The following is a 20909-nucleotide window of genomic DNA, read 5'->3' as shown; positions in this document are numbered from 1 at the left end:
ACGAACGCTTAAACCAGCACGCCACCCCCATCCACGACGATCGTCTGACCGGTCGAATAACGATTGGTCATCAAGTACAGATACGCGCCTGCAATATCGTCGGCCTCGCCGACGCGCCCCACCGGCAGCGCCGCGCCGGCCGACGCGTACAGTGCTGCGCGGTCGGCCTCCGGCATGCCGTCCCACAGGGGCGTGCGCACGAGTCCGGGACTCACGAGGTTGACACGCAGCGGCGCCAGTTCCACCGCCAACGCACGCGTGAACCCTTCCATCGCGGCGCAAAAACTCGCGGCCAGCGACCAGCCTTTTTGCGGACGCAAACTCGCCACGCCGCTGGTGAGCACCACCGAGCCGCCGGTGCGCAGATAAGGCACGGCATGCTTCACGGCGGTCATCGCGCCGAACACGCGCACGTCGAACGCCTTGCGAATCGTGTCGCGGTCGATGATGTCCGAGAGCGGGCCGATCTGCAGCGCGTCGCCCGCGCTATAGACAAGGTGATCGAACGGCCCGATGCGCTCGAACAGCGCGGGCAGCGCCGCCTCGTCCGTCAGGTCGGCGGCGTGACCTTCGGCGCGCGTGCCGAGCGCGGCCATGGCATCGGCCACCTTCCGGTCGCGCGACGAAATCACGACGACGGCCGCGCCGTCGTCGTGCGCGGCCCGTGCAACGGCGAACCCGATACCCGATGTGCCGCCGATAATCACGACGCGTTGATCCTGCAGTGTGTTGCGAGTGGATGACATGAAAGCGCCTTGAGTCGAATGAAAGCGAGGAATACGGAAGACGTTGTGACTGCAACCAGGCCTCGATTATTATTTCGCGGCGTCAATTGATAAATCCTTCTGGACTTCGGTCACTCCGAAGCGGAGCTTTCGAATGGATCGATTCACCAGCATGACGATCTTCGCGCGCGTGGTCGAGCGCGGCAGTTTCGCCGCGGCGGCCGAAGGCAGCGGCATGACGCCGACCATGGTCGCCAATCACGTGCGCGAACTGGAGCGGCATCTGAAGGGACGTCTGCTGAATCGCACGACGCGGCGCCATAGCCTGACCGAACTCGGCCAGCGTTATCACGCGCAATGCGTGAACATCCTGGCGCTGCTTGCTTCGGCGGAACTCGACGCGCGGGAAATGCAGGCGAATCCGCGTGGCCGTCTGCGCGTGAGTTGCCCGGTGAGTTTCGGTACGCGGGTGCTGGTGCCCGTGCTGTCCCGCTACCTCGACAGGTATCCCGAGGTTGAGGTGGAGTTGTCGCTCAGCGACCGTTTCGTCGACCTCGCGGAGGAGGGTTTCGACGCGGCGATCCGTGTGGGCGACCTGCCGGATTCCGGGTTCGTCGCGCGGCTGCTGGGGTACTCGCCACGGATTGCCTGCGCGTCGCCGGCGTATCTCGCGCAACACGGACATCCGCGCGAACCGGCCGAACTGGCGCAGCACCATTGCCTCGCCTTCATGCAGCCGAACGGGCCCGAACGCGACTGGCGCTTTCCGCGTCCCGACGGCAACGGCGCGGAGCGGGTCAAGGTGCGGGGCCGGCTCGACGTGAACGGCGGCATGGCCTTGCGCGAGGCCGCGCTCGCGGGCATCGGCGTGATTCTTCAACCGCGGATGATTCTGCACGACGATCTGGAAGCGGGCCGGCTCGTGCAACTGTTCCCGGACTGGCCGGCGCCGACATGGCCCATCCACCTCGTCTATCTGCCCGATACGCGCATGCCGCCGAAGCTCGAACGGTTCATCGCGTTTCTGGCGGAATCGCTGGATCTGGAAGCGTCCGCCAACGCGAACGTGAAGGCGGCCCGGCGAAAACGCACGCAAAGATAGTTTCTCGCCCGCGCGTCATCCCATTCCCTCTTGCCCGGCATTCGGGTTTTCCCCTGCAAGATCGCGCTTGACCCCGGCATTGTGGCGCACTAATTTATGCACATGTTCCTACATGTACTTTTTAAGAGTGCTGGATAGGTACAGGAATCCGCTGCTCGCGGCATGCAAACCATCCGGTCGATCACCATGAAAATCCGCTTTCCCGCCGCTGTTCTGCTGATGTGTCTCGCGCCCGCGGCCCGGGCGCAATCGAGCATCACGCTGTACGGCATCGTCGACGAGTTCGTCCAGGTGGTGAACACCGGCAGCGGCTATACGGGGGCGCTAGGGTCGTCCGGGCAATGGGCTAGCCGCATCGGCCTGCGCGGCAGCGAAGATATCGGCGGCGGCAATCGCATCAATTTCGACTTGCAGAACGGCTTCAATCCGAACGACGGATCGATGGCGTCGCCGGGCAGCCTGTTCAACCGGCAGGCGTGGGTGGGCGTATCGGGGAACTGGGGCGAGGTCCGCGCGGGCCGCCAGAATTCGCCGATTTTCAACGATCAGGGCGGACTCGACGCCTTCGGCGCCGCGACGCAAGCGTCGGGCTTCAGCAACTTCATGACCTTCACGGTGCGCACGAGCAACACCGTGTCGTACACGTCGCCGACGCTGGGCGGCCTGCAATTCAGCGTGTACGCGGGTTTCGGCGATGCGGGCGGTGTGCGCTCGGCGGGTTCGAGCTATCAGGCCGACGTGAACTACACGCACGGGCCGGTGGCGGCCGTGCTCGCCGCGCAGGCGGTGAAGAGCGCGGACGGCACGACCACCGACCGCACCGAGGAGGCGGGCCTGTCCTACCAGATCGGCAAGACCACCTTGTACCTCGGCTGGAGCGGCTCGAAGTGGAACGACATCAAGCTCGACGCAAACGTGTACGGCGCTTCCGCGCTGTATCAATTCACTCCGTCGAGCGCGCTGGCGCTGGGCTACACCTACCTGCACGACGAAACCGGCCAGGGCGCCAACGCGAGTCAGGTGGCCGCGCTGTACACGTACACGCTGACGAAACGCACCAACCTCTACAGCGCGCTGTCGTTCCTGCAAAACCGCGGGCAGGCGTCCTACCGGCTGGCCGGTTCGGCCAACGCCGGCTTGCCGCTCGCGTATGCCGGCGCGGATGCGCGCGGTGTCCAGTTTGGCATCGTTCACCGGTTCTGACGCAAAACATGTGCATACTTGTGCTTTTGAAGCGGCCGGCGTGCGAACGCGGCCGACCCTCGCACAGGCACAGGAGCGGCAAGATGGTGAAACGGGCATCGAAGACGGCGGAAGTGGGACGATCGAAAGCGCACATGGTGGCCGCGACGATCGAGCAGGACATTCTCACGGGACGTCTGCCGTTCGGGCAGCAACTGGAAAGCGAGAACGAACTGGTCGAGCGTTTCTCGGTGAGCCGCAACACCGTTCGCAAGGGACTCGACCTGCTGACGAGCGGCGGGTTGATCACGCGCAAGGGCGGGATCGGTTCGTTCGTGACGTTCAACGGCAAGGCGATCGACGGCGAAATGGGCTGGACGACCGCGCTCGAAAGCGCCGGCGGCGGCGCGCAAACCCGCCTGCTGCAGATCGCGCTGCTCGAAGACGAAGCGCTCGCGCGGGAACTGAAGTTGCCGCGCACGACCTTCGTCGCGATCGACCGGATGCGCGTGATCGGCGCCGACGCGCAATGTATTTCGCTGGAACGCAGCCGTCTGCCGTTCAACGACGACCTCGCCGCGCTGCCGCTCGAAGGGCTGGTGGGCGGCTCGCTGAACCGGACCTTGATCGAGCACGGCATGGTGCCGCATCACGGCGAACAATGGGCCGAGGTAGTCGGCCTCGACGCCGCCGACGCACGGTTGCTCAAACGGCGCGCCGGCACCTCGTTCCTGCGCTCGCGACGGCTCACGCGCGATCGCGACGAGCGCATCATCGAATATGTCGTGAGCTTGCTGGACCCCGCATTTTTCGCACTACACCTGGAATTCTGATGTCTTCGTCTTTGTCTTCGTTCTCGTCTTCGGACCACGCTATGCGCGTCGATCGTGCACGTGGCGCTTTTTACGGTCTCGCGCTCGGCGACGCCTTCGGCATGCCGACCCAATCGCTCAGCCGCGAGCGCATCGTTCAGCAGTTCGGACGCATCGACAGGCTGGAGGATGCGTCGGCCGATCAGCCGATCGCGCCGAACATGCCGGCGGGTTCGATCACCGACGACACCGAACAGGCGGTACTGGTCGCGAAATTGCTGATCGACGGCGGCGGCCGCATCGCGCCGCTCGCGTTCGCTCATGCGCTGATCGAATGGGAAGCGTCGATGAAGGCGCGCGGCTCGCTGGACCTGCTCGGACCGTCCACCAAGGCGGCGATCAACCGCATCATCGCGGGCGAAGATCCGTCGATGACCGGACGCTTCGGCACCACGAACGGCGCGGCGATGCGCGTCACGCCGGTCGGCATCGCGTTCGATCTGCGCGATGAAGCCGCCTTCGTCGAAGCGGTGGTGCAGTCGTGCGTGGTCACGCATCACACCACGCTGGGTATTTCGAGCGCGGCGGCGGTGGCGGCCGCGGTGTCGGCCGGTATCGAGGGCGCCAGTCTGCGCGACGCGCTCGAAGCGGGCATCGCGATCGCGCAGGTGGCCGAGCAACGTGGTTTCTGGGTTGCCGGCGGCCGCATCGCGCCGCGCATTCGCCACGCGTTCGATCTGATCGCGGACTGCGCGCCCGGCGAAGTCGCGGACACGATCTACGACGTGATCGGGACGTCGGTGGCCGCGCAGGAATCGGTGGTCGCGACCTTCGCGCTGGCCTTCGATCTGGAACGCCGCGGCGGCACGATCGACCACGCGCTGGGCGCCGCCGCGAGCCTGGGCGGCGATACCGACACGATCGCCGCGATGCTCGGCGCGATCCTCGGCGCGTGCACCGGCTACGACGCGTTGCCGCGTGCCGCGCTCGACACGGTCCGGCGCGTCAACGCGCTCGACCTCGACGGTTTGACCGAAAGTTTGCTGGGACTGCGCGCCGGCAAGTCATAACGCGCGTTCCTCCTTTATCCGTTGTGCCCTTAATCTGGAGATACGCTCAGATGGCTTCGTCACGCACGTCCAATCGCGCTCGCAAGGTCGAGACGCGGGGTATCGAGCCGGTACCCGAAAGCGAATGCAACGGACATCCGCTGCAATTGTTCTGGGTCTGGTTCGCCGCCAATATCAGCATTCTCGGGCTACCGCTCGGCGCGACGCTGGTCGCGTTCCAGCATCTCGCGATCTGGCAGGCCGCGCTCGTCGCGGTGCTGGGCGCGGCGGGATCGTTCGCGATCGTCGGTGTGATCTCGATCGCGGGGCGGCGCGGCCATGCGCCGAGCCTCACGCTGTCGCGCGCGATCTTCGGCGTGCGCGGCAATATCGGGCCGACCATCGTGTCGCTGCTGTCGCGGCTCGGTTGGGAAACGGTCAATACGACGACGGCCGCCTACGTGCTGCTGTCGCTCGCGACCCTCGTGTTCGGCACGCCGGCGCAAGCCAAGGAGGCACCGCTGCTGACGCTCGTGTTCATCGCCGTCTTCGTCGTGCTGACGATGATCGTCTCGGGGCTCGGTCATGCGACCCTGCTCGTGATCCAGAAGTGGTCGACGTATGTGTTCGGCGTGCTCAATCTGCTGGTCGCCGCGTTTCTGGTGACCTCGATCGACTGGCACGCGGTGTTCAGCGCGGCGCCCGCATCGGCGAGCGCGGTGGTGATCGGCATCGGCACGATCGCGGCGGGCACGGGGATCGGCTGGGCCAACGCGGGCGCGGACATGTCGCGCTATCAGGCGCCGGGCGTCAAGGGCCCCGCGCTGGTCGCGTCGGCCGCGTTCGGCGCGGGTATTCCGCTGATCCTGCTGGTGACGCTCGGCGCGTTGCTGTCGGTGGGCAACGACCACCTCGCGTCGGCCACCGATCCGATCGCCGCGATCCGTGAAATGCTGCCGACGTGGATGGCGGTGCCGTATCTGATTACCGCGTTTGGCGGCCTGTTGCTGTCGAACTATCTGTCGGTGTATTCGGCCGGCTTGACGACGCTCACGCTCGGGCTGAAAGTGAAGCGGGTGCAGGCAGTCGTGGTCGACGTCGTGGTGATCTTCGCCGGCTCGATCTACTTCATGCTGATCGCGGACAGTTTCTACGGTCCGTTCATCGGCTTCATCTCGCTGCTGGCGGTGCCGATCACCGCGTGGGTCGGGATCTTCGTGGTCGATCTGATTCATCGTCACGACTATTCGGCGGCCGACCTGCTCGACGTGACGCCGCGCAGCGCGTACTGGTACAAGGGCGGCATCGAGTGGCGCGCGTTCGGCGCATGGGCCGGCGCGATCGTGCTCGGTTTCTGCTTTCTCTCGACGGGCGCGTATCACGGCGTGTTCTCGAACAGCTGGTTCGGCCGCAACGGTCTGGGCTGGATCATGACGTTTGCCTTCGCGGCGATCGTGTACGGTATTCTCGGCGGCGCACGCGGCGCCGCAAAACGGTTGAAGACAGCATGAATGGAATGAATTCGCAGCACGCGGCACGTTTGATTCATACCGGCCAGGTGATCGTCGATCTGGTCATGCAGGTCGATGCGTTGCCCGTGCCGGGTGGCGACGTCCTCGCGCGCGGCGCCAGTTTCGAGGTGGGTGGCGGCTTCAACGTGATGGCGGCCGCGCGCCGCAGCGGCATGCCGGTGGTGTACGCGGCCGGTCATGGCCGCGGCCGTTTCGGCGACCTGGCCAGACAGGTGCTCGCGCGCGAAGGCGTCGAGATCGCGAGCCCGGTGGTCGAGCAACGCGATACCGGGCTGTGCGTGGCGATCGTCGACGCGTCCGCCGAGCGAACCTTCGTGTCGCACATGGGCGCGGAGAGCGAGCTCGAACGCGCCGTGCTCGATCGGCTGGCGGTGACGCCGCACGATGTCGTCTACGTCAGCGGCTATAGCTTGATGCTGGCCGACAAGGCCGCGGTGTTGATCGACTGGCTCGAACGCTTGCCGTCCACCACGCGCGTTGCGTTCGATCCGGGCCCGCTGGTCGATTCGATCGAGCCCTCGCTGCTCGCGCGCATGCTGGCCGTCGTCACGATCTGGACCAGCAACCGGGTGGAGGCCATCCGCTTCGCCCGTACCGACGACTTCGAAGCGGCGTTCGATGCGATCGTCGCGCGCCTGAGGCCGGACGCGCTCGCCATCGTGCGCGACGGCGAGCATGGCTGCTATCTGCGGGGCGGTGGAAATCGCGAATTGGTACGCGGTTTTACCGTGAAAGCCGTGGACAGCAATGGCGCCGGCGACGCGCACGCCGGTGTGTTTCTCGCCGTGCTGGCGACTACCGCCGATGCGCGCATGGCCGCGCAACGCGCGAACGCGGCGGCGGCCATTGCGGTGACGCGGCCCGGACCGGCGACGGCGCCGACCGCGCAGGAGATCGATGACTTCATCGCGGCGGCGCGTTGAGCGCCGCGCTTGCGCTCAACGGTTCACGAGTTTCGCCGGATACGTGAGCGCCAATGCGCCGCCGATCACCATGCACACGGCAAAGCCGAACAGTCCGGCGCTTTGCGAATGGAACGTGTCGCGCAGCCAGCCGATGAAATACGTGCTGCCGAAGCCGCCGAGATTGGCGATCGAACACGCGAACGCGATACCGGCCGCGGCGGCCGGGCCCTTGAGAAAGGTCGACGGCAACGACCACACCACCGGCATCGCGGCTGCCGCGCCCGCATTGATCAGCGAGAACAGGAGCACGGTGGTCAGCGTGCCGTGACTGCCCACGCCGGCCACCACCAGCGCCACCGCGGCCACCAGGAACGGCACGACGATGTGCCAGCGGCGTTCGCGCAGACGATCGGAACTGGCGCCGCAGTACAGCGTGGTCAGCACGGCCAGCGCGTTCGGCACCGCCATCAGCCAGCCGATGTGATACGGGTCGCGCACGCCGGTGTCGCGCAGAATCGACGGCAGCCAGAAGCTCGTCGCGTACAGGCCGAGCAGCACGCACAGATCGATCAGGCCGAGCGCCCAGACCTTGAAATCGACGAATGCGCCGCGCAGCGAGTGGTTTTTGTTCGACGACGGCTCGGCGTCGAGATTGGCACGCAGGATTTTCTTTTCCTCGGCGCTGAGCCAGCGCGCGGATTCGATGCTGTTCGGCAGCCACACGAGAATCGCGATACCCAGGGCGATCGACGGCAATGCTTCGAGCAGGAACAGCCATTGCCAGCCGCCCAGACCGTGCGCGCCGTTGAAGAACGCCATGATCCAGCCTGAAATCGGGCTACCGATCATGCTCGACAGCGGCAGGCCCACCATGAACAGCGCGACGATGCGCGCGCGGCGCGCGTCGGGATACCACTGCGTCAGATACAGCAGCACGCCCGGCAGAAAACCGGCCTCGGCGACGCCGAGCAGAAAGCGCACGATGTAGAACTGCATCGGCGTGGTGACGAACAGCGTCGCGCCGGACAGCACGCCCCACGTGATCATGATGCGGGCGATCCACAGACGCGCGCCGACCCGTTGCAGGATCAGATTGCTCGGTACCTCGAACAGGATGTAGCCGGCGAAGAACAGACCGGCGCCGAGGCCGTAGACGGTATCGCTGAACTTCAGCGCGTCGAGCATCTGCAGTTTCGCGAGACCGATGTTGATCCGGTCGAGATACGCCGCGAAATAGCACAGGCAGAAGAAAGTGATGAGACGGAACGTCACCTTGCGATAGAGATCGCCGGTGCCGGCGCTGCTCGTGTCGAGCATTGCACTGCCTTGATAAACATTCGCCATGACTGCCACTCCGAAAGAGGTGCGAAAAAAGAGGAGAGGTCGTGCGACGACAATCTGTCGCACCGTACCTGCAGATGTCTGTGTATCACGAGAAAAAAGGAGCGTATACGCTCCAAAATACCAATGAGGCGAGCACTGCGTGAGGGCCGGATCGAGGCGCCGTGAGTGGATCGAAAGACACTGAAATAATGAGCCGGAATGTGCGGTATATGCACCGGACTGACGCAATAAGGCACTGTGGACGTGCAGGAGCTGATTCGAGTGTAGAAGCTGAAAAAACGACGGTGCCACGCTACCTTGATCGAGATCGTCAAAAGTGCCTGGTTGGAGGGTGTACACTCTTTTCTCTTTCATCTTCGGGCCACCCCGGCCCCCGTACCGTTATGGCGTCGCACAAGGATTCCTACGACTTTCACGATCAGATCGGCCATCTGCTGCGCCGTGCGTATCAGCGTCATGTCGCGATCTTTCAGGAGGCGATTCCCGACTCCGATCTGACCGCCGCGCAATTCGTCGCGCTGTGCGCCGTCAAGGAACAGCAGCCGTGTTCGCTGAACGATATCGTCAAGGCGACCGCCATCGATCAGGCCACCATTCGCGGCGTGGTCGAGCGATTGAAGGCGCGCGCGCTGATCGAGGTGAGCGCCGATCCGAACGACGGCCGCAAGCTCGTGGTGCGCCCCACGGCAGCGGGTCTGGCGCTGATCGAGCGCACCGTGCCGTTCGCGAAGGAAGTCACGGAACGCACGTACGGTCCGCTGAATGCGGGCGAACGCGTCGGCCTGCTGTTTCTGCTGCGCAAGATGATGGAGTCGGACGGCGAGTAACGCCGTTCAGAGGGTCGCCTCGCTGATCAGCCTGCCTGCCGCGCGCAGCGCGGCGCGCACCGTTTCCGGCGTGAACGGCGGAGCCGTCAACCGTACGCCGGCGGCGTCGAAGATCGCGTTGGCGAGCGCGGCCGGTCCCGGCACCGAAGCCGACTCGCCAGCGCCGAGCGGTGCCTCGCCCTGGCGCGGCATCAGCACGACATCCAATGCGGGCAGTTCGGGGAAGGTCAGAATCGGATAGCTGCCCCATTCGCGGCTCGCCACCTTGCCGTCGACGAAACGCACGCGCTCCTTCAGCGAACGGCTCAATACCTGAATCACGTTGCCGTGCAGTTGATGACGCACGCCGTCGGGATTGATCATCGTGCCCGTGTCCTGGCCGACCGTGACGCGTTCCACGCGCACGTCGCCGCTCACGCGGTCCACCACCAGCTGCACCACCCAGGCGGACCACGCCGCGCCGAAGCCCGGAAAGCGGCTGTGCACATAACGCGCGTAGGCCATGCCGAAACCGCGTGCGTAGCGCTCGCCGGACCTTGCGCCATCGCGTTGCCGCTGTCGCCATCCCGCGCGTGCCGCCACCGCTTCGAGCAGTTCGGCGGCACGTGTGTCATGCAGATGGCGCAAGCGGAAATCGAGCGGATCGCAGTGGGTCAATGCCGCCAGTTCGTCGGCGAACGAATCGTGCGCGAACGAGTTCGGCAACGCCGACACGCCGCGAAACCATGACGAGCGCACGAGCGGCGCGAGGTCGTCGCAGGCGAAGCGGCGGTTTGGACTTTCGTACGGCGACACGGCGGTGCGGTCGCCCATTTCGAACACGCGCGCTTGCGGCGCGATCGCGCCGGTCAACAGCGACGCGAGCAGCGGCGCGTCGTTCGACGGATAGCGCGTAACGAAGTCATAGCCAAGCAGTTGTCCCGTCTCGCTGACGGTGCCGGTGACGTCGACCACCTGGCCGCAGCCCTTCGGTTCCCACGTGTGCTCGTCGGCGCGCGAGAGTTGCACGCGCACCGGCGCGCCGGCCGCGCGCGACAGCAGCAGCGCGTCGCCGCACACGTCGTCCGCGCAGTTGCGGCCGTAGCAGCCCGCTGCTTCCATGCGCACGATGTCGATGTCGGCCTCGTCGCGCTGGATCAGCGCCGCGAGATCGCAGCGCAGCGAGACCGGGTTCTGCGTGCCTGACCAGACGGTGATGCGGCCGCCGGTGTCTGCGTCCGCGTCCGCGTCGCGATAGTCGGCCACCGCGCACGACGGGCCGATCGAGCCGTGCATCTGATACGGCCACACATAGGTGCGCGACAGCGTGATCGTGCCCGGCAAGCCGCGTACCGCTTCGACGTCGCCTTCTTCCAGCAGCGGGCGGCGCGTGGCCGGCGCGGCCGCGATGGCGGCGCCGTGATCGTCGAGCGAGGCGAGCGGCGGCAAGGGCTTCCATGTCACGCGCAAGGTCTGCGCGGCACGTATCGCCTGCTCCTCGCGCTCGGCCACCACGCCGACGAAATCGCCGGTCACCACGACCGCGCGCACGCCAGGCAGATGCGCGACCGAGTCGCGATCCACCGAGTCGAGCGACGCACCGACGAAGGCGCCGCTGTCGAGGCCGCCGTACGGCGGACGCACCACGCGGCCATGCAACATACCCGGCACGCGCATGTCGTGGACGAAGGTGAGCTTGCCGGTCGCCTTCGCGGGCAGATCGACGCGCGGCGACGAGCGGCCGACCAGCCGGTACGTCGACGGATCTTTCACCGGCGTGGCGGTGTCGAGTTCGAGCGTGAGGCTGCGTCCGTCCAGCAGTTCGGCAAAGGTCACGCTCGCGCCGCGTTCGCCGCCCGCCGGCGGCGCGACGAAGATCGACCGGTCGTCGGTCGCGAGCCGCTCGACCGGCTCGCCGAGTCGTTGCGCGGCGAGCGCGAGCAACGCATGCCGCGCCTGGGCGGCGGCGCAACGCAACGGTATCGCCGAAATCTGAATCGTCGCGCTCGCGATGGTCGGTCCTTGGTTCGGTGTCGCGGCCGTATCGCCGAGCAGCATCTCGACGCGTTGCGCGGGCACGTCCAGCTCTTCCGCGACGATCTGGCCGAGCGATGTGCGGATGCCCGTGCCCAGATCCACGTGGCCGTTGAACGCGAGAATCCGGCCGTCGTCGAGGATCGCGACGAATACCTCGGGCACGTCCGGCACATACGTCGAAAGACTGCCGGGCTGGCCGGCGGCGGGTTTGACGGGGACGGCCGGGCGCCGGATCACGGCGAGCCGGCCGTCGCGCGCGAGTAGGTCGGATCGGTTCACTGTCCCTGCTCCGTGGCCGGCGGCGTGGTCAACGCGCGCGTCGTTCGATCGTGGTCAGCGCATCCGCGAGCGGCATCACCGCCGCGTACTTCTGCTGCATGTCGAACAGATTCGCGTCGTGCGGTCCGAGCGCGCGGTCGCCCACGCAGTCGGACAACACCAGCGGTCGGAAACCGTACGACATCGCATCGACCACGCTCGCGCGCACGCAGCCGCTCGTCACCGCACCGGCGACCAGCAGCGTCTGCACCGCGCGTTGCGTGAGCCACGGCGCGAGTTGCGTGCCGAAGAACGCGGACGGCACGGTCTTGCGCACCACCAGTTCGCCCGCGCGCGGCGTCAGTTCGGGGACGATCGCGCTGTTCGGATGGTCTTCGGTGAGCGTCGCCATGCCGGGCACTTTCAGCGAGAACACGTTGTCGTCGCTGCCGTCCTCCGCATAGACGATACGGCTGTGCGCGACCGGCCAGCCGGCGGCGCGCGCGTGCGCGAGCGCCGTGACCGTGCGCGCGATGGCCGGCGCGATGTTGCCGCCGCCGAAGGTGGCCGGGTCGGCGAAGCCAACCACGAAGTCGACGATCAGCAGGCCGATGTTGCCGTGCACCGGCAACGGCGTGCCGAAGCCCTGCGCCTGGTAGACGTGGGCTTCGGCGTGAGTTTGAGGAGCGTTCATCGGATCGGGTCTCGGTCTTGGTATCGGTGGATCGGGTTTGATAAGCGGATTTGATAAGCGACGAGCGTTCAGCGTGCCGCGTCGATCACGCGGCCGTCGCGCACCACGATTTCATCGTCGAGCCGCACGGTGCAGTGGCGCAGCGGAATGTCGATATGGCAGGTGGTCGTGCGGCTGCCGCCGCCTTCGTTGTTCGGGCCGAGCGAGAACAGGAAGTTGCCTTCGAACGCGCGCGCGTCCATGCCGATGGTCGCCTCGCGGTCGTACAGGCCGAGCGTCGACCAGCGCGCGCGCGGTTGCAGCCCCCAGCCGATGTGCGAGATCGCATAGCCTTCGGGATCGTCGAAGGTTTCCATGTAATCGCGCAGCAACGCCGCGTCCACGCCGCCCTCGATCTTCGTCGCGTAGCCGCCCTCGACGCTCAGCACGATCGGCTCGTTCACGTAGCGCTTCTGCGGCAACAGAATGTCGCCGCGATCGATCACGATCGTGCCGTGCGCGGTGCGGTCGTTGGGATAGGTCAGCGCGAAACCGCTCGGCCAGTGGTCCCAGCGGCCGGGTTCGTCGACGAAACCGTACTCGGCGGTCGGGCCGAATTCGCCGAGCGGGCACACCAGCGACGTGCCGGCTGGCGACGTCACGCGCATCTCGCGCGCCCCGGCAATGCGATGCGCGGCGGCCAGCACGCGCGTGCGGTCGGCTTGCGTCGGCACCATGCGCGCCAGCACTTCCGGCGGCTCGACCGCGAGCAGGATCTTCGTGCCCGACTTCAGAATGTCGTGCTGTTCGGGGGAGAACAGCAGGGTCATCAGATCGAGCACGAGGTCGCTCGCCTTGAGCGCGGCAATCGCCGGGCCGTTGCCGGTGAGCGGCGTGGTGCCGAGATACGCGAGCGAATCGCGGCTGAAGGCCTTTTCGCCGTTCACCGGCGGCAGGTCGAGCCGGTTGACGATCGCGCCGAGCGTTTGCGTGGCGATCAGCGCGCACGACAAGGTCTGCGGATGCGTGGCCGGGCTTGTCAGAATCGTGACGGTCTGGCCGGGTTCGAGACGGGACAGCGTGAGTACTTCCTTCCACGCTTCGATCAATTGATAGTCGCTGACGGGCATCGCGTGTTCCTCTTAAGCGGTCAGTGGTCGAGCGGCGCGCCGAGGAAGTCGCCGAACGCGGCGTAAAAACCGGCGGCGTTGTCCCACGGAATCATGTGGCCCGCGTTGGGCACGCGTACGTGCAGCATGTCGCGCGTGGCGCGCTGCAATTCGTCGACTTCTTCGTCGCGCACCACGTCGCCGTTCTGCGCGGTCATCAGCAGCGAAGGCACGGTGAGGCGCGCGGCGTCGGCGTGGAAATCGTCGGTGTGAAAGCCTTCGTACGAAGCGAGGATCGCGCGTTCGTCGCAGGTGTGCAGCCATTCGGCGCGCAGTTGACGTTCGGCTTCGGTCCATGTCGGGCAGAACGCGCGCATGCCTTCGGCGTCGGTGCCGGCGCGCGCGAGCGCCATCGAATCGACGTACCACGGCAGCTTGCCCGGATACGCACGGCGGCCGGGACCGGACACCGGCGGGTCGATCAGCACGACCGACGCGAGTCCGGCCGGCGCGAGGCGGGCCGCGCGCGCGGCGATGCGGGCGCCCATCGAATGGCCGACCAGGCTGAAGTGCTTCAGACCGAGCGCGGCGGCGAAGGCGGCGACGTCGGCGGCTTGCGCGTCCAGACTGTAGTCGAGCGAGTCCGATGCCGACGACAGGCCGCGGCCGCGCACGTCGAGCACGTAGGTGTCGTGCGTGCGGCCGAACACGTCGCCGACGAAGCCCCATGTGATCGCCGGACTGGTGATGCCGGGAATCAACACGATGGCGGGGCGCGCCGCGCGTGCGCCGTCGGCGCCGCCGTAGCGCAGATAGTGTTGGCGAATGCCGTTGGCCGGGACGTTGGCGCCGTACAGAAACGTGGTCATGGTGTGTGCTCCTGCAAGGGGGCGTTCAATACGCGCCCGACAGCAGCGCGCCCGCGCCCGGCACGATCGGCTCCAGATCGAGTTCGCGCAGCATGGCGTAGGTGGTGGCGATCGCGGCGGTGATCACCGGCTTGCCGGTCATTGCCTCGACCTTGGCGACCGCCGGCAGCGACGGCATCTGCACGCATGCGGACAGCACGATCGCGTCGGCCTGTTCGAACGGCATGCTTTTCACGATGTCGGGCAGACGTGCGGGATCGTGACGGCCCACGTCGAGGTTGTCGGGAATTTCCAGCGCGCGATAGTCGATCACTTCGTAGCCTTCGTGGCGGATGTAATCGACCACGAGTTCGGTCAGCGGCTTCATGTACGGCGCGACCACGATCACGCGGCGCGCGCCGATCACGCGCAGCGCGTCGACCAGCGCGCCGGCGCTGGTCAGCACCGGCGCCTGTCCGCCGTTCTCGGCGGTGCGTTGCGTGAGGCGGGCCTGCGACACGCGGTGATAGCCGTGACCCATCGCCATGATCGCGACGAGGCATGCATAGCCGAGCACGTCGACGCGCGCGTCGGACAGTTCGAGCGCGCAGCGGTCCGATTCGGCGTCCATGGCCGCCAGTTCTTCCTTCACGACCTTCTTCATGCGCATCCGGCTCGAATGGAACGTGAAGCGCTGCGGACGGATCGTCTCGCGCAGCCGCAGCATCGCCGGGATCTCCGTTTCCATCGTGGTGTTCGAGCTCGGCACGATCTGGCCGATCCGGTATGTCCTCGTCATGGTGATGCTCTCCGATCAATAGGGATGGTGCCCGACGCCGGCGGTTTCGAAGGGCGTCGCACGGTGAAGCAAAGTCTAGTGTGTACGTTATAAAAATTCAACAGAATAAAAATGTGCGGCTGCGATCGAGTGCTCGATGTAAGTGTAAATACTAGGTTTATGGCGTGGAAAAAGCCTTCGCGAGGTCGTCCATAAATTTTTGTTGCCGACATAATTTCTAATGTGTACGCTACATATAACCGTATTCAACCGGACCGTCGGAGCATGTCGCTGGACGGTGGCACGAACAGGAGAACTTCATGAGCAAAACCCGTATCGCCGTGATCGGCGCAGGCCTGGGCGGCACGGCGGCGGCCGCGCTGTTGCAACGTAGCGGCTACGACGTGCGTCTCTACGAGCAGGCGAAGGTGTTTTCGCGGCTGGGCGCGGGCATTCATCTCGGCCCGAACGTGATGAAGGTCATGCGGCGCATCGGTTGCGAAGACGCGTTGAACGTCATGGGCTCGCATCCCGACTTCTGGTACAGCCGCGACTGGCAGACCGCCGAGGCGATCTCGCGGATTCCGCTCGGCGATCACGCGTTGAAGACCTACGGCGCGAGTTATCTGACCGTGCATCGCGGCGACTTTCATGCGCTGATGACCGAAGCGGTCGCGCCGGGAACCATCGTGTTCGGCAAATGCCTGAAGTCGGTGGAAGACACCGGCAGCGACGTGCGCATGACCTTCACGGACGGCTCGGTGGAAACGGCCGACATCGTGATCGGCGCGGACGGCGTCAATTCGAAGATCCGCGACCATCTGCTGGGCGCGGAACCGCCGCGCTACACGGGTTATGTCGCGCATCGCGCGGTGTTTCCGGCCTCGCTGCTCGGCAACAAGCCGTACGACATGTGCGTGAAATGGTGGTCGCAGGATCGCCACATGATGGTCTACTACGTGACCGAGGCGCGCGACGAGTACTACTACGTCACCGGTGTGCCGCAGGCCGAGTGGCCCACGGGCGTATCGATGATGGAAAGCAGCCGCGACGAAATGCGCGAGGCGTTCGCGGGTTTTCATCCGGACGTGCAGAACCTGATCGACGTGTCGCCGTCCATCACCAAGTGGCCGTTGCTCGAACGCGATCCGCTGCCGCTGTGGAGCCGTGGCCGCCTCGTGCTGCTCGGCGACGCGTGCCATCCGATGAAGCCGCATATGGCGCAGGGCGCCGCGATGGCGATCGAGGACGCGGCCATGCTGACCCGTTGTCTCGACGAAGTGGGCGCGAGCGACTACGCCGGCGCCTTCGCGCTGTATGAAGCGAACCGCGCGACGCGGGCGTCGAAAGTGCAACTGGTGTCGCACAACAATACGTGGCTGCGCACGAACGAAGACCCGTCGTGGGTGTTTGGCTACGACGTGTTCAATGTGCCGCTGGTGTCGCCGGCGGCCGAGGTCGCGTCGGCCTGAGGCGGCTCGCACATGGCGCATCCGACTCCGCTCGCCGGACCGTTGACGCTGACGGTCAATGGGGCGTGCCGCGGCATCGACGGCGCGCAGCCGGATACGCCGCTGCTGTACATCCTGCGCAACGACTTCGAACTGAACGGTCCGAAGTACGGTTGCGGACTCGGTCAGTGCGGCGCGTGCACGGTGCTGGTGGACGGCCAGCCGACGCGTTCGTGCGTGGTGCCGGCGAGCGTCGCGATCGGCCGCGAGGTGACGACGCTTGAAGGCCTCGGCACCGAGGACGCGCTGCATCCGGTGCAGCGCGCTTTCATCGACGAACAGGCGGCGCAATGCGGTTACTGTCTGAACGGCATGATCATGAGCACGCAGGCGCTGCTGGCGCGCAATCCGCAGCCCGACGAAGACGCGATTCGCGACGCGCTGCGTTTCAATCTGTGCCGTTGCGGCACGCACTTCGAAATCGTCAAGGCGGTGCAGCGCGCCGCGATCTATTTGCGGCAGGACGACGCGCATGAATCCAGCCGATGACGACAGCGTGGCGTTGCGCGACAGCGAGCGCGACGAGGTGACGCTCCCGGAGGTCGAGGCCGAGGCGCCGGTGCCGGCGTTGCATCTGTCGCAGCGTTACCGATGGCCGGTCCGGATGGAGACGTCCGGCGACGATGCGCCGCCGGGCTACGCGGATCTGAACGTCGCAAGCGGGCACGAGCGCGACGGGACGATGACGACCTGGCAGTATCGTGCAAGCGTCGACGATGGCGCGGCTGCGTTCGACGCCGGGCGAACCGCGGCTGGGTCGCCGGGCTCGCCCGGCTCGTCCACGCCATTGCTGGTGTATCGGCATGCGCATGCGTCGGTGGCGCTGGATGGCGCCGCTGCACACGCCATTCCGGCGCAGGCGCATGCGTTCGCGCGCGAGTCGTTCATCGACGAACTCGCGCAGGGTTTGCGGCGCGATCCGGTCGCGCTGCGCATGCAGCATCTCGATGCGCAGCGCGACGACGGCGCACGCGAAACGATCCGCATGGTGACCGAACGGGCCGCGTGGGGCAGGCCGCTTGTCGCGCAGGCGGAGCCCGCGTCGCCGTGGATACGCGGACGCGGTTTCGCCTTCGATGGTGAAGCCGCAGCGGCGGTTGTGCCCGCAACGGGACACGAATCGATCGACGCGCTGGTGCCGGTGCACGCACCGCTCACGCACGATGCGCAAGATGGCCAAGACGCGCAAGATGCCCACGCCGAAAGCTGGACCGCATGGGTTGTGGACGTCGAGGTGAACCGTCGATCCGGCGATGTCGCGATCACGCGCGTCGTGGCGGGACGTGGCGCGGGCCGGCCGGGTGCGGCGCACGTGGCGGGCTTGCCGTCCTGGCAGATCGCCGGGGCGATCGAGCGCACCACGGGTCTGCGCGTACTCGCCTGGCCGTCGCACGACGAAACGGCGTCGACGAATCCTCACGAGCCGGCGGTGTCGCATGAGTTGGCCGTGCGTGATACGGCACTGCGCGAAGCGACGGACGGTGCCAGTGACGGCGGCAGCAGCAACCGCAATGGTGGCGCGCAGTCCACGCGCGAGTTGACCGGCGAGGACGCGCGTCGAATCGAACGCGCGGCCGCTCCCGCCGCGGCTGCGATCGCCAACGCCTTGTTCGATGCGACCGGTGTGCGTTTCCGCGCGCCGCCCTTCGACGCGGAACACATTCGCCGCGCGTTGCTCGACGCATCGCCGGTCACGCTGGCGCAGGCGCCGGCTGTCGCGCGTCGTCCGTCGCGCTGGCGGCGCTGGGTGGCGGCGGGCGGCATCGGCGGGGTGATCGGCGGCCTGATCGGCCTCGCGTGTTCGATGTTGCCTGGCCCAGCGCCGATCGCACCGGTTACATCCGTCGACACCAGCCTGTGGTCGGCGGCCACGCTCGAACGCGGCCGGCAGATCGCCGCCGCCGGCGACTGCGCGGTCTGCCACACCGCGCCGGGCGGCAAGACCAACGCGGGCGGTTTCGCGCTCGACACGCCGTTCGGCACCGTCTACTCGACCAATCTCACGCCGGACCGCGAGACCGGCATCGGCACATGGTCGTACGAAGCGTTCGCGCGGGCGATGCGCGAGGGCGTCGCGCGCGACGGTTCGCATCTGTATCCCGCGTTCCCCTACACGGCATTCGCGAAGATGAGCGAAGCCGACATGATGGCGCTCTACGCGTACCTGATGTCGCAAGCGCCGGTGAGCAACGCGCCGCCCAGAACGAAGCTGCCGTTTCCGCTGAACCAGCGGCGTCTCGTCGCCGGATGGAACTGGCTCTTTCACGATGCGCGTCCGTTCGTTGCGGACGACACCCGTTCGGCGCAATGGAATCGCGGCAAGTATCTGGTGGACGGTGCGGGTCACTGCGGCGCGTGCCACACGCCACGCAATGCGATCGGCGCGGAGAAGGGCGGCTTCGCGTATCTGAGCGGCGGCAGCGCGGAAGGCTGGGATGCGCCGTCGCTGGTTGCATCGCGGGCCGCGCCGGTGCCGTGGTCCGAGTCCGCGCTGTTCGACTATCTGCGCACCGGATTCTCGGCGGAGCACGGCGTCGCGGCGGGGCCGATGGCGCCGGTCGTCGCCGGACTCGCGAGTTTGCCCGAGGCGGATGTGCGCGCGATCGCGCATTACCTCGCGTCGCTGTCGCCGCCGGTGGATGACGCGGCGGCGGTGCGTGCGGCGTCGGCGCAGGTGACGCAGGTCGGCGCGAGTACCGCCGTGCCGCCCGGTTTCGAAAACGGCCGGCGCGTGTTCGAGATGGCGTGCGCGGTCTGTCATGCGGAGTCCGGCGGCGTCGGCCATTTCGGCGTGCGTCCGTTGATGGGACTGAACACCAGCATCGCGCAGGCGTCGCCGGACAATCTGCTGCACGTGCTGCAGCATGGGATCGATCAACCGGCGACGCAGGAACTCGGCTACATGCCCGGCTTTCGCGAGTCGCTGGACGACCGGCAGATGGCGGAGCTCGCGTCGTATCTGCGCGCGCGCTACGCGCCGGGCAAACCGGCGTGGCGCGATCTAGAACAGGCGTCGGCGCGTTTGCGGACGCAGGGGCATTGAGGCGTGCGGCTTGAGGCGTATCACCTGCGTGAGGCGTGTGGCCTGGTGGATGTGACTTGAGGCGGCGCACGCACGCCGCCTCGCATCGAACTCAATGCACCGCCGTTTCCCGCATCAACGCGGCCACCACCGCATCGCCCATCGCGGCCGTGCCGACCTTCGTTGTCCCTTCAGAATAGATGTCTGCGGTCCGCAAGCCGTTGGCGAGCACCTGCCTGACGGCGGCTTCGATACGATCCGCCGCTTCCGGCTGGCCGAGCGAAAAGCGCAGCATCATCGCGGCGGAGAGGATCGTCGCGAGCGGATTCGCGATGCCCTTGCCGGCGATGTCCGGCGCGCTGCCGTGACTCGGTTCGTACAGCCCCTGCTTGCTCGCGTTGAGCGTCGCCGACGGCAGCATGCCGATGGAGCCGGTCAGCATCGCCGCTTCGTCGCTGAGAATGTCGCCGAACAGATTGCCGGTGACGATCACGTCGAAATTCTTCGGCGCCTTCACCAGTTGCATCGCCGCGTTGTCGACGTACATGTGGTCGAGCGCCACGTCCGGATACTGCCTGCCGACGTCGGTCATCACGTCGCGCCAGAACTGCGAGGTCTCCAGCACGTTCGCCTTGTCGACGCTGGTCACGCGCCGGTTGCGGCGGCGCGCGGCCTCGAACGCGACGTGCGCGACGCGCTCCACCTCGGGCCGCGAATAGCGCATCGTGTCGTAGCCTTCGTCCTGGCCGGGGAAATGACCGTCGGTGGCGACGCGTCGTCCGCGCGGCTCGCCGAAGTACACGTCCCCGGTCGAGTCGCGGATGATCAGGATGTCGAGGCCGGCGACCAGTTCCGGCTTCAGGCTCGACGCGCCGGCCAGTTGCTCGTGACAGATCGCGGGGCGCAGATTGGCGAACAGGCCCAGATGTCTGCGCAGGCCGAGAATCGCCTGCTCGGGACGCAGCGCGCGCGCCAGATGATCGTAGCGCCAGTCGCCGACCGCGCCGAACAGCACCGCGTCGGCCTGCTTCGCGAGTGTCAGCGTGGCCTCCGGCAACGGATGACCGTGCGCCGCGTAGGCCACGCCACCCACCGGCGCGTAGCCGGTTTCGAAGTCGAGATCGAGGACGTTCAGCACCTTGACGGCTTCGGCGACGATTTCCGTGCCGATGCCGTCGCCCGGGAGAATAGCGATTTTCATGGCGAGAGAAGAATG

At 66.7% G+C, this 20909-nt stretch carries 18 protein-coding genes; 10 read left to right on the top strand and 8 right to left on the bottom strand.

Annotated features, from left to right (window positions below):
- Positions 1–8: 8 nt before the first annotated feature.
- Complete coding sequence (locus LFL96_RS24045; protein ID WP_281003202.1) at positions 9–746, bottom strand: SDR family oxidoreductase; 738 nt, start codon at positions 744–746, stop codon at positions 9–11.
- A 133-nt stretch (positions 747–879) separates the two neighbouring features.
- On the opposite strand from LFL96_RS24045, the gene LFL96_RS24040 reads away from it, so the two are divergent.
- The 6 genes from LFL96_RS24040 (at position 880) to LFL96_RS24015 (ending at position 7325) form a co-directional block, all read left to right on the top strand.
- On the top strand, positions 880–1827 hold the full coding sequence (locus LFL96_RS24040) for a LysR family transcriptional regulator (RefSeq protein WP_281003201.1): 948 nt from the start codon (positions 880–882) through the stop codon (positions 1825–1827).
- A 186-nt stretch (positions 1828–2013) separates the two neighbouring features.
- Positions 2014–3030: a porin gene (locus LFL96_RS24035; RefSeq protein ID WP_281003200.1), complete on the top strand. Its 1017-nt coding sequence runs from the start codon at positions 2014–2016 to the stop codon at positions 3028–3030.
- Between the two features lie 83 nt (positions 3031–3113).
- Positions 3114–3842, top strand: coding sequence for a GntR family transcriptional regulator (locus LFL96_RS24030; protein ID WP_281003199.1), 729 nt, complete (start codon positions 3114–3116; stop codon positions 3840–3842).
- 41 nt (positions 3843–3883) lie between these two features.
- Positions 3884–4891 carry an ADP-ribosylglycohydrolase family protein gene (locus LFL96_RS24025; RefSeq protein ID WP_281003198.1) on the top strand — a complete coding sequence of 336 codons (1008 nt, stop codon included), beginning with the start codon at positions 3884–3886 and terminating at the stop codon, positions 4889–4891.
- A gap of 50 nt (positions 4892–4941) precedes the next feature.
- Positions 4942–6381 (top strand): cytosine permease, encoded by a 1440-nt coding sequence (locus LFL96_RS24020; RefSeq protein WP_281003197.1) that lies wholly within the window; start codon positions 4942–4944, stop codon positions 6379–6381.
- A gap of 5 nt (positions 6382–6386) precedes the next feature.
- Entirely contained in the window at positions 6387–7325 is a 939-nt protein-coding gene (locus LFL96_RS24015; protein ID WP_281003196.1) for a PfkB family carbohydrate kinase, read from the top strand.
- A gap of 15 nt (positions 7326–7340) precedes the next feature.
- Here LFL96_RS24015 and LFL96_RS24010 read toward each other — a convergent pair whose 3' ends face one another.
- Complete coding sequence (locus LFL96_RS24010; RefSeq protein WP_281003195.1) at positions 7341–8651, bottom strand: MFS transporter; 1311 nt, start codon at positions 8649–8651, stop codon at positions 7341–7343.
- Between the two features lie 383 nt (positions 8652–9034).
- On the opposite strand from LFL96_RS24010, the gene LFL96_RS24005 reads away from it, so the two are divergent.
- Positions 9035–9478 carry a MarR family winged helix-turn-helix transcriptional regulator gene (locus LFL96_RS24005; RefSeq protein ID WP_281003194.1) on the top strand — a complete coding sequence of 148 codons (444 nt, stop codon included), beginning with the start codon at positions 9035–9037 and terminating at the stop codon, positions 9476–9478.
- A 6-nt stretch (positions 9479–9484) separates the two neighbouring features.
- Here LFL96_RS24005 and LFL96_RS24000 read toward each other — a convergent pair whose 3' ends face one another.
- The 5 genes from LFL96_RS24000 to LFL96_RS23980 form a co-directional block, all read right to left on the bottom strand.
- Positions 9485–11773, bottom strand: a complete 2289-nt coding sequence (locus LFL96_RS24000; RefSeq protein ID WP_281003193.1) for a molybdopterin cofactor-binding domain-containing protein — start codon at positions 11771–11773, stop codon at positions 9485–9487.
- A 28-nt stretch (positions 11774–11801) separates the two neighbouring features.
- Positions 11802–12446, bottom strand: a complete 645-nt coding sequence (locus LFL96_RS23995) for an isochorismatase family protein (protein WP_281003192.1) — start codon at positions 12444–12446, stop codon at positions 11802–11804.
- 68 nt (positions 12447–12514) lie between these two features.
- Positions 12515–13555 (bottom strand): 2,5-dihydroxypyridine 5,6-dioxygenase, encoded by a 1041-nt coding sequence (locus LFL96_RS23990; protein WP_281003191.1) that lies wholly within the window; start codon positions 13553–13555, stop codon positions 12515–12517.
- Positions 13556–13575: 20 nt separating this feature from the next.
- A complete protein-coding gene (locus tag LFL96_RS23985; RefSeq protein WP_281003190.1) occupies positions 13576–14403 on the bottom strand; it encodes an alpha/beta hydrolase in 828 nt (275 codons plus the stop codon).
- Positions 14404–14428: 25 nt separating this feature from the next.
- Positions 14429–15181, bottom strand: a complete 753-nt coding sequence (locus tag LFL96_RS23980) for an Asp/Glu racemase (RefSeq protein ID WP_281003189.1) — start codon at positions 15179–15181, stop codon at positions 14429–14431.
- A gap of 299 nt (positions 15182–15480) precedes the next feature.
- Between LFL96_RS23980 and LFL96_RS23975 the strand changes: the two genes are divergently transcribed.
- Genes LFL96_RS23975 through LFL96_RS23965 form a run of 3 tightly spaced genes read left to right on the top strand, consistent with a single transcriptional unit; the run spans position 15481 to position 19714 of the window.
- On the top strand, positions 15481–16632 hold the full coding sequence (locus LFL96_RS23975; protein WP_281003188.1) for an FAD-dependent monooxygenase: 1152 nt from the start codon (positions 15481–15483) through the stop codon (positions 16630–16632).
- A gap of 12 nt (positions 16633–16644) precedes the next feature.
- Positions 16645–17160 carry a (2Fe-2S)-binding protein gene (locus LFL96_RS23970; RefSeq protein WP_281003187.1) on the top strand — a complete coding sequence of 172 codons (516 nt, stop codon included), beginning with the start codon at positions 16645–16647 and terminating at the stop codon, positions 17158–17160.
- Complete coding sequence (locus tag LFL96_RS23965; RefSeq protein WP_281003186.1) at positions 17144–19714, top strand: cytochrome c; 2571 nt, start codon at positions 17144–17146, stop codon at positions 19712–19714. The genes LFL96_RS23970 and LFL96_RS23965 overlap by 17 nt, the downstream gene beginning before the upstream one ends.
- 91 nt (positions 19715–19805) lie before the next feature.
- Here LFL96_RS23965 and leuB read toward each other — a convergent pair whose 3' ends face one another.
- A complete protein-coding gene (leuB, locus tag LFL96_RS23960; RefSeq protein WP_281003185.1) occupies positions 19806–20894 on the bottom strand; it encodes a 3-isopropylmalate dehydrogenase in 1089 nt (362 codons plus the stop codon).
- Positions 20895–20909: the final 15 nt, after the last annotated feature.

Origin of the sequence: Paraburkholderia sp. D15 (assembly GCF_029910215.1) — a bacterium.
In the GTDB taxonomy this organism is placed as follows: Bacteria; Pseudomonadota; Gammaproteobacteria; order Burkholderiales; family Burkholderiaceae; genus Paraburkholderia.
Note: the sequence above shows the minus strand (reverse complement) of the source record. Positions and strands in the feature narration are given on the sequence as shown.

Bases quoted from the DNA above. Each gene is read 5' to 3' on its own strand.
- LFL96_RS24045 (WP_281003202.1), bottom strand. From the start codon at position 746: ATGTCATCCACTCGCAACACACTGCAGGATCAACGCGTCGTGATTATC.
- LFL96_RS24040 (WP_281003201.1), top strand. From the start codon at position 880: ATGGATCGATTCACCAGCATGACGATCTTCGCGCGCGTGGTCGAGCGC.
- LFL96_RS24035 (WP_281003200.1), top strand. From the start codon at position 2,014: ATGAAAATCCGCTTTCCCGCCGCTGTTCTGCTGATGTGTCTCGCGCCC.
- LFL96_RS24030 (WP_281003199.1), top strand. From the start codon at position 3,114: ATGGTGAAACGGGCATCGAAGACGGCGGAAGTGGGACGATCGAAAGCG.
- LFL96_RS24025 (WP_281003198.1), top strand. From the start codon at position 3,884: ATGCGCGTCGATCGTGCACGTGGCGCTTTTTACGGTCTCGCGCTCGGC.
- LFL96_RS24020 (WP_281003197.1), top strand. From the start codon at position 4,942: ATGGCTTCGTCACGCACGTCCAATCGCGCTCGCAAGGTCGAGACGCGG.
- LFL96_RS24015 (WP_281003196.1), top strand. From the start codon at position 6,387: ATGAATTCGCAGCACGCGGCACGTTTGATTCATACCGGCCAGGTGATC.
- LFL96_RS24010 (WP_281003195.1), bottom strand. From the start codon at position 8,651: ATGGCGAATGTTTATCAAGGCAGTGCAATGCTCGACACGAGCAGCGCC.
- LFL96_RS24005 (WP_281003194.1), top strand. From the start codon at position 9,035: ATGGCGTCGCACAAGGATTCCTACGACTTTCACGATCAGATCGGCCAT.
- LFL96_RS23995 (WP_281003192.1), bottom strand. From the start codon at position 12,446: ATGAACGCTCCTCAAACTCACGCCGAAGCCCACGTCTACCAGGCGCAG.
- LFL96_RS23990 (WP_281003191.1), bottom strand. From the start codon at position 13,555: ATGCCCGTCAGCGACTATCAATTGATCGAAGCGTGGAAGGAAGTACTC.
- LFL96_RS23985 (WP_281003190.1), bottom strand. From the start codon at position 14,403: ATGACCACGTTTCTGTACGGCGCCAACGTCCCGGCCAACGGCATTCGC.
- LFL96_RS23980 (WP_281003189.1), bottom strand. From the start codon at position 15,181: ATGACGAGGACATACCGGATCGGCCAGATCGTGCCGAGCTCGAACACC.
- LFL96_RS23975 (WP_281003188.1), top strand. From the start codon at position 15,481: ATGAGCAAAACCCGTATCGCCGTGATCGGCGCAGGCCTGGGCGGCACG.
- LFL96_RS23970 (WP_281003187.1), top strand. From the start codon at position 16,645: ATGGCGCATCCGACTCCGCTCGCCGGACCGTTGACGCTGACGGTCAAT.
- LFL96_RS23965 (WP_281003186.1), top strand. From the start codon at position 17,144: ATGAATCCAGCCGATGACGACAGCGTGGCGTTGCGCGACAGCGAGCGC.
- leuB (WP_281003185.1), bottom strand. From the start codon at position 20,894: ATGAAAATCGCTATTCTCCCGGGCGACGGCATCGGCACGGAAATCGTC.